This is a genomic window from Acidovorax sp. 107 (assembly GCF_003058055.1).
Taxonomy (GTDB): Bacteria; Pseudomonadota; Gammaproteobacteria; order Burkholderiales; family Burkholderiaceae_C; genus Acidovorax.
In genome coordinates this window covers 4,596,428-4,610,210 of the sequence record NZ_QBTZ01000001.1, presented here as the reverse complement: position 1 = coordinate 4,610,210, position 13,783 = coordinate 4,596,428, and the positions used below count along the sequence as shown (strand labels likewise).

General features: G+C 66.6%; 12 protein-coding genes. 3 read left to right on the top strand and 9 right to left on the bottom strand.

Translation table 11 applies throughout. From position 1 onward, the window contains the following. The first annotated feature begins 9 nt into the window (after positions 1-9). Both C8C99_RS21470 and C8C99_RS21465 read left to right on the top strand, forming a co-directional pair. Entirely contained in the window at positions 10-1,080 is a 1,071-nt protein-coding gene (locus tag C8C99_RS21470; RefSeq protein WP_056646344.1) for an ABC transporter substrate-binding protein, read from the top strand. A 193-nt stretch (positions 1,081-1,273) separates the two neighbouring features. Beyond that, positions 1,274-2,257 (top strand): c-type cytochrome, encoded by a 984-nt coding sequence (locus tag C8C99_RS21465; RefSeq protein WP_056646347.1) that lies wholly within the window; start codon positions 1,274-1,276, stop codon positions 2,255-2,257. A 44-nt stretch (positions 2,258-2,301) separates the two neighbouring features. Here the strand turns inward: C8C99_RS21465 and C8C99_RS21460 are convergent, their stop codons facing one another. The 5 genes from C8C99_RS21460 to C8C99_RS21440 form a co-directional block, all read right to left on the bottom strand. Next, positions 2,302-3,078 (bottom strand): plastocyanin, encoded by a 777-nt coding sequence (locus C8C99_RS21460; RefSeq protein WP_233247277.1) that lies wholly within the window; start codon positions 3,076-3,078, stop codon positions 2,302-2,304. A gap of 79 nt (positions 3,079-3,157) precedes the next feature. Continuing rightward, complete coding sequence (locus C8C99_RS21455) at positions 3,158-3,634, bottom strand: group 1 truncated hemoglobin (RefSeq protein WP_108626839.1); 477 nt, start codon at positions 3,632-3,634, stop codon at positions 3,158-3,160. A 10-nt stretch (positions 3,635-3,644) separates the two neighbouring features. Continuing rightward, positions 3,645-4,601, bottom strand: coding sequence for a DUF3034 family protein (locus C8C99_RS21450; protein ID WP_108627266.1), 957 nt, complete (start codon positions 4,599-4,601; stop codon positions 3,645-3,647). Positions 4,602-4,748: 147 nt separating this feature from the next. Further along, positions 4,749-5,540 carry an anti-sigma factor domain-containing protein gene (locus C8C99_RS21445; protein ID WP_108626838.1) on the bottom strand — a complete coding sequence of 264 codons (792 nt, stop codon included), beginning with the start codon at positions 5,538-5,540 and terminating at the stop codon, positions 4,749-4,751. A gap of 10 nt (positions 5,541-5,550) precedes the next feature. Beyond that, positions 5,551-6,126: an RNA polymerase sigma factor gene (locus tag C8C99_RS21440; RefSeq protein ID WP_108626837.1), complete on the bottom strand. Its 576-nt coding sequence runs from the start codon at positions 6,124-6,126 to the stop codon at positions 5,551-5,553. A gap of 243 nt (positions 6,127-6,369) precedes the next feature. On the opposite strand from C8C99_RS21440, the gene C8C99_RS21435 reads away from it, so the two are divergent. Continuing rightward, positions 6,370-6,783: a cytochrome c family protein gene (locus tag C8C99_RS21435; RefSeq protein ID WP_056646617.1), complete on the top strand. Its 414-nt coding sequence runs from the start codon at positions 6,370-6,372 to the stop codon at positions 6,781-6,783. 15 nt (positions 6,784-6,798) lie between these two features. Here the strand turns inward: C8C99_RS21435 and C8C99_RS21430 are convergent, their stop codons facing one another. The 4 genes from C8C99_RS21430 to C8C99_RS21415 form a co-directional block, all read right to left on the bottom strand. Then, complete coding sequence (locus tag C8C99_RS21430; protein WP_108627264.1) at positions 6,799-7,965, bottom strand: alpha-hydroxy acid oxidase; 1,167 nt, start codon at positions 7,963-7,965, stop codon at positions 6,799-6,801. A 169-nt stretch (positions 7,966-8,134) separates the two neighbouring features. Continuing rightward, on the bottom strand, positions 8,135-10,423 hold the full coding sequence (locus tag C8C99_RS21425; RefSeq protein ID WP_108626836.1) for a diguanylate cyclase domain-containing protein: 2,289 nt from the start codon (positions 10,421-10,423) through the stop codon (positions 8,135-8,137). Positions 10,424-10,507: 84 nt separating this feature from the next. Continuing rightward, the gene (gene pbpC / locus C8C99_RS21420) at positions 10,508-12,847 is read right to left on the bottom strand and encodes a penicillin-binding protein 1C (RefSeq protein WP_369867700.1); all 2,340 of its coding nucleotides are present in this window, start codon (positions 12,845-12,847) and stop codon (positions 10,508-10,510) included. Positions 12,848-12,871: 24 nt separating this feature from the next. After that, a complete protein-coding gene (locus C8C99_RS21415) occupies positions 12,872-13,741 on the bottom strand; it encodes a methylglyoxal synthase (protein ID WP_108626835.1) in 870 nt (289 codons plus the stop codon). Positions 13,742-13,783 lie beyond the last annotated feature (42 nt).

Genomic DNA, 13,783 nt, shown 5'->3' with positions numbered 1-13,783 from the left:
GAAACCACCATGACCTTCACCCCCCGCTTTGCCAGCCGCACCCGCCGCGCCCTTGTGGCGGCCGCCGCACTGGCCACCGTGGCCGCCGCAGGCACCGCCACCGCGCAGACCAAGACGCTGTACATCGGCATGAACGGCGGCACCATGGAGAAGGCGTACACGCAGTACGTGTTCCCGGCGTTTGAAAAGCTGCACGGCGTGAAGGTGGTGGTGGTGCCCGGCACGTCCTCGGACATCCTGGCCAAGGCGCAGGCCAACAAGGACAAGCCGCAGATGCATGTGATGTTTCTGGACGACGGCATCATGGTGCGCGCCATGGGAATGGGCCTGTGCGAGAAGCAAAAACCCAACCAGCACCTCAACGAGATCTACCCCGCCGCCCGCTTCAAGGACGACCTGGCCAGCGGCGTGAGCCTGGGCATGACGGGCATTGCTTACAACACCAAGATGTTTGCCGAAAAGGGCTGGGCTGCGCCCACCTCGTGGATGGACTTTGCCGACCCCAAGTACAAGGGCAAGGTGGTGTTCCAGTCCATGCCTTCGTCGTCATTCGGGCTGCACGGTTTCTTGATGTTCAACCGCATTCAAGGCGGCAACGACAAGAACGTGGAGCCAGGCTTCAACAACTGGGCCAAGACCATCGGGCCGAACGTGCTGGAGTACATCCCCAGCTCGGCCAAGATTTCGGAGATGGTGCAGACGGGTGAAGCCGCGATCTTCCCGCTCACCCCGACCAGCGTGGCGGCCCTCAAGGCCAAGGGCATTCCGGTGGAATACGCACAGCCCAAGGAAGGTTCGGTGGTGCTGATGACCGGCCAGTGCGTGATCGCCAAGAACAGCGAGCCCGAGCTGGCCCAAAAGCTGGCCGAGTTTCTTCTGAGCCCCCTGGCCCAGGCCAACGTGCTGCAGTTTGGCGCGCAGATCCCTACCAACCCCAAGGCACCCGCAGTGGGTGAAGGCGCGGCGCAAGTGGCGCAAATCAGCCAGTGGATGAAAAACGCCGTGACGCTGGACTGGGACAGCGTGAACGCGAACCGCCCTGCCTGGAATGCACGCTGGAACAAAACCATCGAGCGCTGACAGGATATGGAGAGCGTGTGAGCGGGCTACACCTGCTCACACCGGCGGGCCGTTTGTGACAAATGTCACCGGCTCCGCTGTCCCCTGCGGTGGTGGGGTGTCACAAACCCCTTCTTCGACTTCAGAATCCGGCGCCAGGACACGCTGATCCTTTCAGCCAGTCCGCCCACATTCGAAGAAGACGGATACCACCATGAAACGCTGGATCAAATGGACCGCAGGCAGCGCGCTGCTGCTGGGCGTGATCGTTGTCGCCACCGCCGCCAGCGGCCTGTACCTGGCCGAGCAAAAGCGCAACCGCTACATCGACATCAAGCCCCGCCCCGTGGCCTACACCACCGACGCGCAGACCATCGAGCGCGGGCGCTACCTGTATGCATCGCGCGGCTGCACCGACTGCCATGGCGCGCAGGGCACGGGCCGCGAGTTCGTCAACGATGGCAAGGGCACGCGCCTGGCAGGCCCCAACATCACGTCTGCCGGTGTAGTGGCGCGCTACCAGCCTGAAGACTGGAACAGCGTGATCCGCCATGGCGTCAAGCCCAACGGCCGCCCGGTGCTGGTGATGCCCAGCGAAGACTACAACCGCTTTACCAATGAAGACCTGAACGCTCTGGTGTCGTACGTGCGCCAGTTCCCGCCCAAGGAAGGCACGCCCGCCGTCATCGAACTGCCCCACCCCGCCTGGGTGCTGTATGGGCTGGGCGCGATCCCCGATGCGGCCTCGCGCATCGACCACCAGCTGGCCCCCTCGCGCCCTACCGCTGCCGGCGTGACGCTGGCCAACGGCCAGTACGTGGCCAACATGTGCATCGGCTGCCACGGCGCCGACCTGTCGGGCGGCAAGATCCCCGGCGGCCCGCCCGACTGGCCTGCGGCAGCAGACATCCGTCCCGGCACACACAGTACCGACAGCGCCCTGGCACGCTACCCCAATGCCGCCAGTTTTGTGGCCATGCTGCGCACCGGCAAGCGGCCGGACGGCACGCCCATCCAGGTCATGCCCTTCGAGTCGCTCGGCCAGCTCAGCGATGTGGATGCGCAGGCGCTGTACCTGTATCTGAACGCGCCCCCCGGCAGCGTGAAGCAAGAAGTCGGCAGCGCAGCGGCCGGCGGCCAGAAGAGCAGCGCCAACACCGTGCCCTCGGGGCCAAGCGGGCTCAAGCTGCCCGGCTGACCTCGCAACCTGCGGGCGGCCCCTCAGTGGGCATCCACAGACACTCAGGCAAAGAAAGGGCGAGTAACTCCGTCCCCAAAAATGGCTGCCCTGCTGACCCGCCCCCGGTGGACCACCCGCTGTGGTGGCGGGTCAGCTGCCAGGGTGCTGATGCCCCCCTGGGACGGCACTGGCGCCAGGCTGTACGACCCCATGGGCCCGCCAGGGCTGTTGTTGGGGCCTGCGGGCGCGGCCGGGGGCGCACGCCGCACCCGGGGCACCACGCTGAGCTGCACGGTATCCAGCACCGGGCCGGGCACTACATTCAGCGCCTTGCGCGGCAGGTCCACCAGTTGCTCGGCGTGCCACACGCGCACCTGCGCGGCGCCATCGGGCACGTTGGCAAAACGGGCAATGCCGTCGCTGTCGGTCTTGAGTGTCCAGGCCGAATCGGTCACAAACACATGGCCACGCATGGAGCCGTGCAAGTGGCAGCCCAGCAGCACCACGCCGGGCGTGTCCAGCTTCACGTCGGCAAAGTTGGCGGGCTTGCCATCGGCCTTGCCCGCCAGGCGCAGCTCAAAGTTGGAACCCGCCGCAGCCGGTGCCGCCGCGGTGGACGCCCCGGTGGGGTTGCCGCGCACATGGTGGTCCCACCGGTCCTGGTTGGTAAAACGCACGGTGGTGCCGGGCATCACCACGGTGACGGCGGGCACAAAGCGCATGCGCTCCTGTTCGATGGTGGGGCTGGCCTGCAGCAAGCTGGGCGCAGCACCAGCCGTGGCACCGGGGTACATCACCACCACGGCGTCGGGCACGGGCTTGCCCTCGCGGTCCAGCACCTGTATTTGGACATTTCCGGCGCAAGCGCTAGTGAATATTGCGCTAACCGCTATGAAAAAAATAGCATTTTTCATCGTCTTACCGTTGGGTGATCACATCACGGTGCATGGGCGCCAACAAGGCCAGCAGGCGGTTTTGTTGAGCGAACGGTATGCCCTGGGCATCCATGGCGCTTTGCAGCACCTCCACCAGGGCGTTGAAATGGCCCTTGTTGATGTCCATGTCGGCATGGGCCGATTTCATGTCAGCGCCTTCATATTTGCAAGGGCCACCGCTCAGCTGGCAGAACTGGTCGGTCAGGCTCTCTTTGAGCGCGGCCGGTTTGGTGTCCTTGAAGTGGCCGCCGATGCGCGGGTCTTTGACCACGCGGTTCACAAAATCGTCCACCAGGCGGGTGATGCCGGGCTTTTCGCCGAGCGCCTGGTACAGGCCTGCAGGAGCTACAGGAGCGGCAGTAGTCGCTACCGGAGCCGCAGCGGTCTGCGCAAAGGCCGGGGCAGCAAGCCAGCCTCCGAGGGAGATGGCCAGGGCGATGAAGGTTTTGGAGTGCGTCATGACAATTTCCTCAGAAGGCGACTTGGGCCGACAGGTAGTAGCCCGTCTGGCGGCGGTTGTTGGTGATGCCAGGGACGATGCGGCCCAGGTCCACATAGGCGAGCGTGAGCGACACGTTCTTGCTGGGCGCCCAGGCCACAAAAATGTCCTTCCAGTCGTCTTCGCGCAGCGCAGCGCCCAAGCCCGCCGCGGCACCCAGCGCTTGCAGGTTATTGGGCTTGAAGCGGTATTCGGCACCCACCGCCAGGTTCTTGTTGATCAGGTACGCCACCGAGAACTCGGGCTGCAGGCTGCGGCTGTTCTTGCCGGGTGCGGCCGAGCCGAAGCCCAGCAGACCGTTCTGGTTGGCGTTGGTGTAGCGCAGCGTGCCGTTGACCAGCACGCTTTGCGCCAGCAGCAGCTTGGTGGCACTCACATACACGTCGGTGCCGCTGGTTTTGGTGCCCAGAAAGTCCAGCACCGAGCCGATGGAGCCCGGGTGCACCTGCTTGTGCTCCAGCCCCACCGCAATCTGGGGCATCCAGCTGTCGCTGTCGAGCACAGCATCTCCCGCCACCTTGAGCTTGATGCCCAGCACGTCCATCTTGATGTGCTGGCCGGGCGTGACACCAAACGGCGCAATGCCGTTGAGCGCAACGGCAGGCGACGCATCAAAGTCCTGCCGCGCCAGCGACAGCTCCACGCGGTCGTGCAGGCCCAGTGCCACGCCATAGCCGTTCAGGCTGTAGTCCTGCGTGGCCGCACGGGTGGCATAGGCGCTGACACCCACCTCGCCCTCAGTGGCGTTGCTGCCAATCACTGCCCAAGGGGTCAGCCCCCCACCGGCCGACCCGGCGATGGTGCTGACACCGCTTGTGAGCAACAGCTTGCCGGTATCGGCGTGGGCCAGCCCAGCGGTGGTTGCCAGAGCGGCCAGCAGCGTGCCGCCCACCAAGGGGCGCAGCCCATGTTTCAGCCTGTGTGTCATCGTCATCTCCGAAGCGTGAGGGTTGTAAGTGGATGTTGCTCTCAACTTACGAGCGCCGGCAGTCGGTGGATTCAAAAACGACAGAAATTTTTTTCAGGGGTGATCCGCGCCGCCGCCCCGCCACTCGCCACCCGTGCTCCGGCGGGGCTACAGCATCCGCTGGATCAGCTCACCCTTGAACAGCACCGGCCCCGTGGGCCCCGTGGCGCTGGGCACCCCCCCCTTGGGCTCCAGGCTGATGGCAAGCGTGGGCACTTCTTTCACATCGCCCTCCTGTGCCACCAGCTTGAGCAGCTTGTCCTGGCCCAGCACACCGAGCGAGCGGGGCCCCTGGCCCGGAGGCAGTGCCCACAGCTGCAAGGACTTGTCCGTCCCCTCCTGAAAGCCGCCCACGCGCTGCAGCACGAGCTGGTTGTTCTTGGGGTCGAATGTCACCAGCATCGACGCATCGGCCTTGTCGTCCGCCAGCACGGCCACGTACTGGATCTGCGGGGTGGCCTGCAATTGCTGCTGCAGTGCGGCAATCTGCGCCCCGGTGTTGGCACGCAGACCGCCGTTGACCTGCATGCCCACCACCACGGCCGCCAGCGTGGCCATGGCGCCTGCCGCTGCGGCGCCGCGCCACACCAGCAGGTTGCGCCACCAGCCACCGGGGGCTGTAGCAGCCGGGGGCACGCGCGCGGCCTGCATGGCGGTGGCGGCCCGGTCGGCCTGCACCAGGTTGTCGATGCGGGTCCACACGGCCGGTGCGGGGTCGATGGAGGACTGCAACTCGGTCAGGCCCGACCAGCGGGTCTGCCACACCAGGGCAGCGGCGCGCACAGTGGCGTGTTCGCGGGCCAGGGCCTCAAAACGGCGGCGGGCGCCGCCGCGCAGCGTGCCCAGGGCATAACTGGCGGCCAGGCGGTCCAGCAGATCGGGGTGTTGGGTGATGTTCATGGCGACGACCTCAGGCGTAGCGCGCCATGCAGGCACGCAGTTGCTCCAGCCCCCGGCGAATCCAGGTCTTGACGGTGCCCAGCGGCAGCTTGAGCTGCTCGGCCAGCTCACCATGGCTCTGGTCGCGCAGGTAAGCCAGGCTCACCACCTCGCGCTGCTTGTGATCGAGCTTGCCCAGGCACTGGTGCAGTGCAAACGCCTGCTCGCTGGCATCGGCGGTGTCCATGGGGTTGGGCGAATCTCCCTCCAGCGTCTGCACCATTGCGTCATCCAGCTCGTTCATGAGGTCGGCCCGGTCGGTGGTGCGCTTGCGCAGGGCGTCCAGGGCCCGGCTGCGCACGATCAGCCCCATCCAGGCCATGGGCGGGCTCAGCGATGCCCGGTAGCTGCCCGCGCCGCGCCAAATGGTCAAGAACGCCTCCTGCAGCACGTCCTCCGCCGCGTCGCGGTTGCGGACGATGCGCAGGGCCAGGCCAAAAAGCTGCGACGAGGTGCGCTCGTACAGCCTTTTCAGCGCGGAGTCGTCCTGCGCGGCGATGCGGTCTAGGAGGTCCATCAGTTCACTGTCTGGGTGGAGGGTGCTCATGCGCCCATTCTCTGAGATTGGTGGGGTTGGCAGTGCCTTCGGGGCATTGCTGTAGGTGAATACGCCACAGCGGGCGTTTTGGATGTGGCCGGGGCACACGCAGCAATTGGCGCCGGCAATGGGAGCGGGCACAGCCCCCGATGACACAAAACGCCGGGCGGCTGAATCCAGGCGGCGTGATCGCCCGTACTGCAAGAGACCGTACCGCTCACACCCCTGCGCTTTCTACCCCTCGCCACCACCATGCCCCTGCCCCGCCCGCTGTCCCCTGTTTGTCGTGTTGCCGTGGCAGCCGCCCTGGTCTGGGCGGCCCACGGCGCTGCCACCGCCCAGTCGGTGGAGCGTGGTGCCGCGCTGTACGCTGCGCATTGCAGCGGTTGCCACAGCATCGACCAGCATGGAGACGGCCCCGCCCACCGGGGGGTGGTGGGGCGCCGCGCGGGAGCGCTGAAGGACTTTGACTATTCGCCTGCGCTGCGCGCGAGCAAGATCTTGTGGACGCGCGCCACGCTCAAGGCATGGCTGAGCGACCCCGAGGCGCTCATCCCCGGCCAGGGCATGGACTACCGGCTCGAAGATGCGCGCGACCGCGAAGACGTGGTGGCCTATCTGGCCACGCTCAAACGCCTGCCGGTGCCAGAGGCGGCCACCCGCTGAACAGACTGCCTCGACTCAGGCAGTGGGAAAGGTGCCGGGCAGCAGGATCGACGAATCCACGTTGTTGATGTTGGTGTGGCCACAGAACGCCATGGTGATGTCCAGCTCTTTCTGGATGATCTGCAACGCGCGCGTCACCCCGGCCTCGCCATAGGCTCCCAGTCCGTACAGAAAGCTGCGGCCGATCAGCGTGCCCTGCGCGCCCAGCGCGCGGGCCTTGAGCACGTCCTGCCCGCTGCGAATGCCGCCGTCCATCCACACCTCGATGTCCTTGCCTGCCGCTGCTGCAATGCTGGGTAGCGCAGCGATGGACGACGGCGCGCCATCGAGCTGGCGGCCACCATGGTTGCTGACGATGAGCGCATCGGCACCGCTGTTGACCGCCAGGCGCGCGTCTTCGGCGTCCATGATGCCTTTGAGAATCAGCTTGCCGCCCCAGCGCTTCTTGATCCACTCCACGTCGCCCCAGTTGAGCTGGGGGTCGAACTGCTCGGCCGTCCATGACGACAGCGACGACAAATCGCCCACGCCCTTGGCATGGCCCACGATGTTGCCGAAGCTGCGGCGTTTGGTGCCCAGCATGCCCAGGCACCAGTGCGGCTTGGTGGCCAGGTTGATCAGGTTGGCAAGGGTGGGCTTGGGCGGGGCCGACAGGCCGTTCTTGATGTCCTTGTGGCGCTGGCCCAGGATCTGCAGGTCCAGCGTGAGCTGCAGCGCAGAGCAGTTGGCGGCCTTGGCGCGGTCGATCAGGCGGTTGATGAAGTCGCGGTCGCGCATCACATACACCTGGAACCAGAAGGGGTGGCGGCCCGTGTGTTCGGCAATGTCCTCGATGGAGCAGATGCTCATGGTCGACAGCGTGAACGGGATGCCAAACGCCTTGGCCGCCTTGGCGCCCAGGATCTCGCCGTCGGCATGCTGCATGCCGGTAAGGCCCGTGGGCGCAATGGCCACGGGCATGGCCACGTCCTGGCCCACCATGGTGGTGCGGGTGGTGCGGCCTTCCATGTTCACGGCCACGCGCTGGCGCAGCTTGATGCGCTGGAAGTCGCTTTCGTTGGCGCGGTAGGTGCCCTCGGTGTACGAGCCCGAATCGGCGTAGTCATAAAACATGCGCGGCACGCGGCGCTGGGCAATGACACGCAGGTCTTCGATGCAGGTGATTTTGGACAGATTGGGCACGCAGGCTCTCCGGTATGGGAAATGCGCCAAATGGTAGGCGGTGGCACGCGGGCCAGCCATCAAAATTTTTTTGGCGGCCTACAACAAATTTCCAGCGAACGGGTATCTGGGCCTGCCAGCCAGCCCAAAGCCCTGACATACGGCGCCCATCCACAACCTCGCAGTTGCGTTACTTGGCCGTGGTCACCAGGGCGGGCTCGGGCAGCACCACCTCGGGCTCGGCGTCAGGCCCCCGGTAGAGCATGAAGCGCATGCGCCCGCCACGCTTGGCCGCGTACATGGCACCGTCCGCATGGCGCGAGAGCTCATCGAAGGTGCTGCCATGCTGCGGAAACAGCGCAATGCCGCCGCTCACGCCCACCTGCACCCGCTGACCGGCGAGATCGAACGCAGGATTGCAGGATGCCAGGATCTTGCGCGCCACGAGGCAGGCGGGCTCCACCCCGTCCAGGCCGGGCAGCAGCACCACAAACTCGTCGCCTCCCTGGCGACACACGGTGTCGGATGCGCGCACCGCCGCCTGCAACCGCTGGGCAAACTGCACCAGCAGGACGTCGCCCACATCGTGGCCCAGGCGGTCATTGACCCCCTTGAAGCCATCCAGGTCCAGGTACATCACCGCCAGCGACCTGCCGTCGCGCTGCGCCTGGGCCATGGCCAGCTGGGCGCGGTCCTGCAGCAGCACGCGGTTGGGCAGATCGGTGAGTGCATCGTACTGCGCCAGGTGGGCCATGCGTTCGGCCATGGCGACCGCCTCGGTCACGTCGCGCAGCACGGCCACGGCACCGGTCACGACGCCATGGCGGTCGGTGACGGGGCTGGCAGTCTCCTCCACCTGGAAGCGCTGGCCGCTGGTGCGGTGTACCAGTACGCCGCGCACGGGGTCTGAGGCTGCACCCAGCTGAATGGCGGTGCGCAGCGTGTTGGACAGGAGTATGTCGTTGTCGGGGCTGCGCAGGCAGACCACTTCATTCACCGTGTGGCCCGCGGCATCAAACGCCTGCCAGCCCGTCAGGCGCTCAGCCACCGGGTTGAGGTAAGTCACCATGCCCTGGGCGTCCGAGCAGACCACGGCGTCGCCAATGGCCTGCAGCGTCAGGCGCACGCGCTCTTTCTCGTCAAACAGCTCGTCCTCCATGCGCTTGCGCTCGGTAATGTCAGTCACTTGCACAAAGAGGCCGGTCACCACGCCCCGCTCGTCGGCGTCGGGCTGGTAGGAAACGATGCAGTGCCGCCGCCGGCCCTGCGAGTCCTCGTCCGTGCGCTCAAAGCGCTGCAGCGCGCCGGCCAGAGCCTGGTCGTAATACGGCTTGCTGGCCGCGTAGCGGGAGTCACTCAGCAGCTCGCTGATGTGCCGGCCCTGCACGGGCGCCGGGTAGGTGCCGAACTCCTCCAGCGCCGCACGGTTGGCAAAGCGGTTGCGCATATTGGCATCCCAATAGGCAATCATCGAGGGCACGTTGTCCAGGATGGTCCGCAGGTCGTGCTCTGCCTCCGCCAGGCGCGCGGAAACCTGCTGGCGCAGCAGAAGCTCGCGGACAAACAGCAGGGCCAGGCCCAGGCAACCCAGCATCAGCAGCACGGCAAAGCCGCCCAGCACCCAGGCACTGTTCGTCCACTTGGCCAGGATGGTGTCGGTGGACTGGGCCACATTCAGGATCAGCGGGTAGTTGCCCACAGGCCGGAAGGAGTAGAGACGCTCCACGCCGTCGAGCGCCGCCTTGCCCACAAAAGAACCCGTGCCCTCCGTCTGAAAGCGCAGCAGGTTAGGAGAGCCCGCAATCGTTTTGCCCACATCCGAATCGCCATACGGGAAGCGGGAGATCACCACCCCGTCCTGCCGAAACAGGTTGATACCGCTGTTGGGACCCAGGTCCAGCGAGCCAAACAGCTCGTTGAAGTAGCTCAGGCGGATGGCGCCCACCACCGAACCGGCAAAGCTGCCGTCCGGATGGTAATACGCGCGGGATATGGGCAGGATGTTCAGTCCCGTGACCCGCGAAGGCACGGGCTTGCCAAAGAACAGCCCGCGCTCGCCATGGTCACGCCCTGCCAGAAAGTAGTCGCGGTCGGCAAAGTTGGCCCGGCGGGGCTCAAGGGAGCCCGAGTCCAGCACCACGTTGCCCTGCGCATCCAGCACCAGCACATCCCCCGCGCCGCGTGCGCGCAGCGAGTTGTCAAACACCACGCGCGAGCGCAGGTCGGGGGGCAACGCCCACACCTCGGGCCGTGCCACCTCGCGGGCCACGCCCTCCAGGGATTTGTCGAACGAGTCCAGCGACCAGGCCAGGCCCTGCTCCAGGGTGCGTGCCAGGTTGGTGTTGGTCTGCACCGCGTAGCTCCACTCGTCGTTGCGAATGGTCCAGATGGTGCGGGCAAACAATGCACCGATGCCCAAAGCCACCAGCAAAGCCAGCCAGATCAGGCGGTGAGAGAAGAACTGGCGAAACGAGGGCATATGGATAGTTTGTAACTATTTTAAACAGTCGCCTTAACCGGGACTCAGCCCCAAGTCACACCCTATTCCTCGGATTTGTCCGAGTCAATGCGCACCTGCCCGGGGAGGCACGGCCACCACACCCGCGCCACGTACCTCCAGCCGGACCTCGTCAAGCACCTGGCCCTGCGCGTCGGTGATCTGCACCAGATGCCGCCCGGGCCAAGGCAGCCAGGCTACCCGGGAGCCCCGACCCAGGGGTTTGCCGTCCAGCCGCCACTGCACCGCATCGCCGGTGGCCGTGAACTGCAGGCGCTGGCGCGCGGGTGGAATGTCCGGGTCCAGCGCAATCACCGTGCCGGATGCTGGAGCGGTGATGCGCGCCGGGACAGCGGCCGCAGGCGCTGCTGGGGCACGGGCGGCACTTTTTGAGGTTTTTTGGCTTGATGCGCTAGTGTCATATACCTCACCAGCTATTGAATCCATAGCAAACAACGGCTGCTGCGTGCCAGGCACAAACCACTCGTCGCGTGCAGCCTCCAGCGGCTGGGGGCCGCCTGCGCCAGACGACGGCCCCGGGCCAAACCGCACGGCCGCCCGCACCAGGCCCGGAGGGGTCTTGGGCGCCCGGCTGGGCTCGCGGGCGTGCAGAAAGCCCATCACCGCCGCCCAGATGGGTGCTGCGCCGCTGGTGCCGCTGACCTCGTGCATGGCTGCACCGCTGGCGTTGCCCACCCACACGCCCACGGTATAGCGCTCCGACCAACCCACTGCCCAGTTGTCGCGCATGTCCTTGCTGGTCCCGGTTTTCACCGCCGTCCAGAAGCGGGTGGCCAGCACGCTGTCGGTGCCGAAGGTGCGTGCGCGTGCATTGCCGTCGGACAGGATGTCACCCACGATGAACGCGGCGCGTGGATCGATGGCGGGCGTGAAGCGGGGCTTGGCATCGGCCGAGGCTACGGGGCCCTGTCGCCCGCCGTTGGCGAGCGTGCTTGCAACAGGACTCGCCCGCCCGCCGTTGGCGAGCGTGCGGAAGGCATTGGTCAGGTGCAGCAACGGCACCTCGGGGCTGCCCAATGCCAGGCTGTAGCCAAAGTAGTCGCCACTTTCGCGCAGCGGCATTCCGACAGCACCGAGCTGGCGGTGAAACGCATCGGGCGTAACCATGACCAGCGTCCGCACCGCAGGCACGTTGAGCGACGCCGCCAGCGCCGTGCGCACCGACACCCAGCCCTTGAACTGGCGGTCATAGTTCTGCGGGATGTAGAGCCCCCCCGCCGTGGTGATCTGCGCGGGCGAATCTTCGACCAGCGACGCCGCTGTGAGCCGCCGCTCTGCAATCGCCTCGGCATACAAAAAGGGCTTGAGCGTGGAGCCCGGCTGGCGCAGCGCCAGCACCCCGTCGACCTCGCTGGCCTGGCTGAGCTGGCCGGACGATCCCACCCAGGCCAGCACGGCGCCCGTGGCGTTGTCCAGCACCAGCACGGCGCCGTCTTCCACATGGCGCCCACGCAGCTCGCGCAGGTGCTGCTGCAGGATCTGCATCGCAAAGCGTTGCAGCGGCGCGCGCAAGGTGCTGGTCACCCGCTCGGGCACGGCGCTGTCCTTGTCCCGCTGGCGCAGCAGGTAGCGCGCAAAGTGCGGCGCCACGCCTTCGCTCGCGTCAAACGCGCGGCGCTGCAGAGCGGCCGTGGTGAACAGGTCCAGGGCATCGCATTCCACACGCGCCGCCTTGGCACCGGTGGGTTGCTGCATGTCGCGCAGCACGCCGCAGGCACGCTGTGCCACCAGCGCAGGCCGCGCGTTGGGCGCGCGCACCAGGGCCGCTGCCACCGCAGCTTCGCGGTCGTCCAGGCCGTGGGCTGCCTTGTCAAACAGGGTACGGCTCAGCGCGTCGATGCCCACCAGCTCGCTGCGAAACGGCACAAGGTTGAGGTACGCCTCCAGGATCTGGTCCTTGCGCCAGCGCCGGTCCAGCACCTGGGCGGCCACGGTCTGGCCCAGCTTTTGCGCCACGGTGCGCCCGCCCGGGCCCTGGCGCCAGTCGCCGTCCAGCAGGCCGGCCAGTTGCATGGTGATGGTGCTGGCCCCGCGCGTGCGCTGGTTCCACAGGTTGCCCCAGGCGGCGGCCGACGCAGCACGCCAGTCCACGCCGCTGTGTTCAAAAAAGCGCTTGTCCTCGCTCAGCACCAGCGCCTGGCGCAGCGCGGGCGACACATCGGCCAGCGGCACCCACTGGCCGCGCCGCACGGTGGCATCGGTGCGCAGGCGCTGCAGCACCTCGCCTTCGCGCGAGAGGATCAGGGTGTCCGAGGGCTTGAAGTCCGCGCGCACCTCGTCAAACGTGGGAATAGCCCAGGCGCCCGAGGCACAGGCCGCCAGCACCAGAGCGGCGGCCTGCGTTCGCAGGCGCAAGGTGAAGAAGAAATCGAAGGGAAGGAACACAAACGCACAGAAATGAAAGCGCCATCAGCGCGCTGCGCGCAGGCGCACGGCGTCGCACCAGCGCTGCGCCACGCCCGGCACTGTGACACACACCGCATCGTGCGTGGCGGTGGTCACTGCGCGCTCCAGCAGCTGGATGTCGGCCTCGTGCTGGCGCGCCACATGCGGGTCCTCAAAGAAAACAGCCCGGTGGCAACGGCGCTCCAGCACCAGGTCGGCAATCTGCGCATCGCCACCCAGCGGCCCGCTGTTGAAGCGCTGCACCCAGGGCTGCCCCTCGGGCCAGCCCTTGCTCCACGCCAGGGCGTTCAGTCGCTGGCCCGTGGTGCCGGTGGCCACCCGGTGGCGAAACTGCGACAGCACATCAAAGTTGCGATCGGCGAAGTCGAGCATGGCCTGCTTGCACGCGTCGTGCGCAATCAGGGCCAGCGTCTGGTTGCCATGGTCATGAAACCGGTCAGCCTGCGGGTCGGGAGGCAGCCCGGCGTGGATGCGCTCCATCTCGATCCAGTCGCGTGCACTGGCCACGGTGGAGAGAAACGGCTTGCCATGGATCACACACTGCCGCTTGAGCGCCAGCGCCTCGGGAAAGATGGAAGAAGGGTCCACAGGGTCGGTGAGGTAAATCGCACCATCGAGCGTGCGCCCTTCCCCCATGCCCACCACCTCTGCCACCACTTTCATCAGCCCACCTTCGCGCCCGTACGGATAGCGCACCAGCGGACGGTACCCCTGCAGCATGCCCGCAGCGACGATGGCATCGTGCGTGCGGCCCACGGCGTGCAGCCCCAGCTGCAGTTCCCGGATGCCCGCCTCGCAGGCGCGCAACCAGGAAAAGAGCGCCGCGTCTTCGGTGTGGTGGTGCAGGCGGTTGGCAGCGAGACCCAGGATCATGGCGGTTTGACTTTCTGAAAACGAAGGGATCGGAGCATCGTA

Bases quoted from the DNA above. Each gene is read 5' to 3' on its own strand.
- C8C99_RS21435 (WP_056646617.1), top strand. From the start codon at position 6,370: ATGCCCCTGCCCCGCCCGCTGTCCCCTGTTTGTCGTGTTGCCGTGGCA.
- C8C99_RS21445 (WP_108626838.1), bottom strand. From the start codon at position 5,540: ATGAACATCACCCAACACCCCGATCTGCTGGACCGCCTGGCCGCCAGT.
- C8C99_RS21415 (WP_108626835.1), bottom strand. From the start codon at position 13,741: ATGATCCTGGGTCTCGCTGCCAACCGCCTGCACCACCACACCGAAGAC.
- C8C99_RS21465 (WP_056646347.1), top strand. From the start codon at position 1,274: ATGAAACGCTGGATCAAATGGACCGCAGGCAGCGCGCTGCTGCTGGGC.
- C8C99_RS21455 (WP_108626839.1), bottom strand. From the start codon at position 3,634: ATGACGCACTCCAAAACCTTCATCGCCCTGGCCATCTCCCTCGGAGGC.
- C8C99_RS21470 (WP_056646344.1), top strand. From the start codon at position 10: ATGACCTTCACCCCCCGCTTTGCCAGCCGCACCCGCCGCGCCCTTGTG.
- C8C99_RS21425 (WP_108626836.1), bottom strand. From the start codon at position 10,423: ATGCCCTCGTTTCGCCAGTTCTTCTCTCACCGCCTGATCTGGCTGGCT.
- C8C99_RS21440 (WP_108626837.1), bottom strand. From the start codon at position 6,126: ATGAGCACCCTCCACCCAGACAGTGAACTGATGGACCTCCTAGACCGC.
- C8C99_RS21450 (WP_108627266.1), bottom strand. From the start codon at position 4,601: ATGACACACAGGCTGAAACATGGGCTGCGCCCCTTGGTGGGCGGCACG.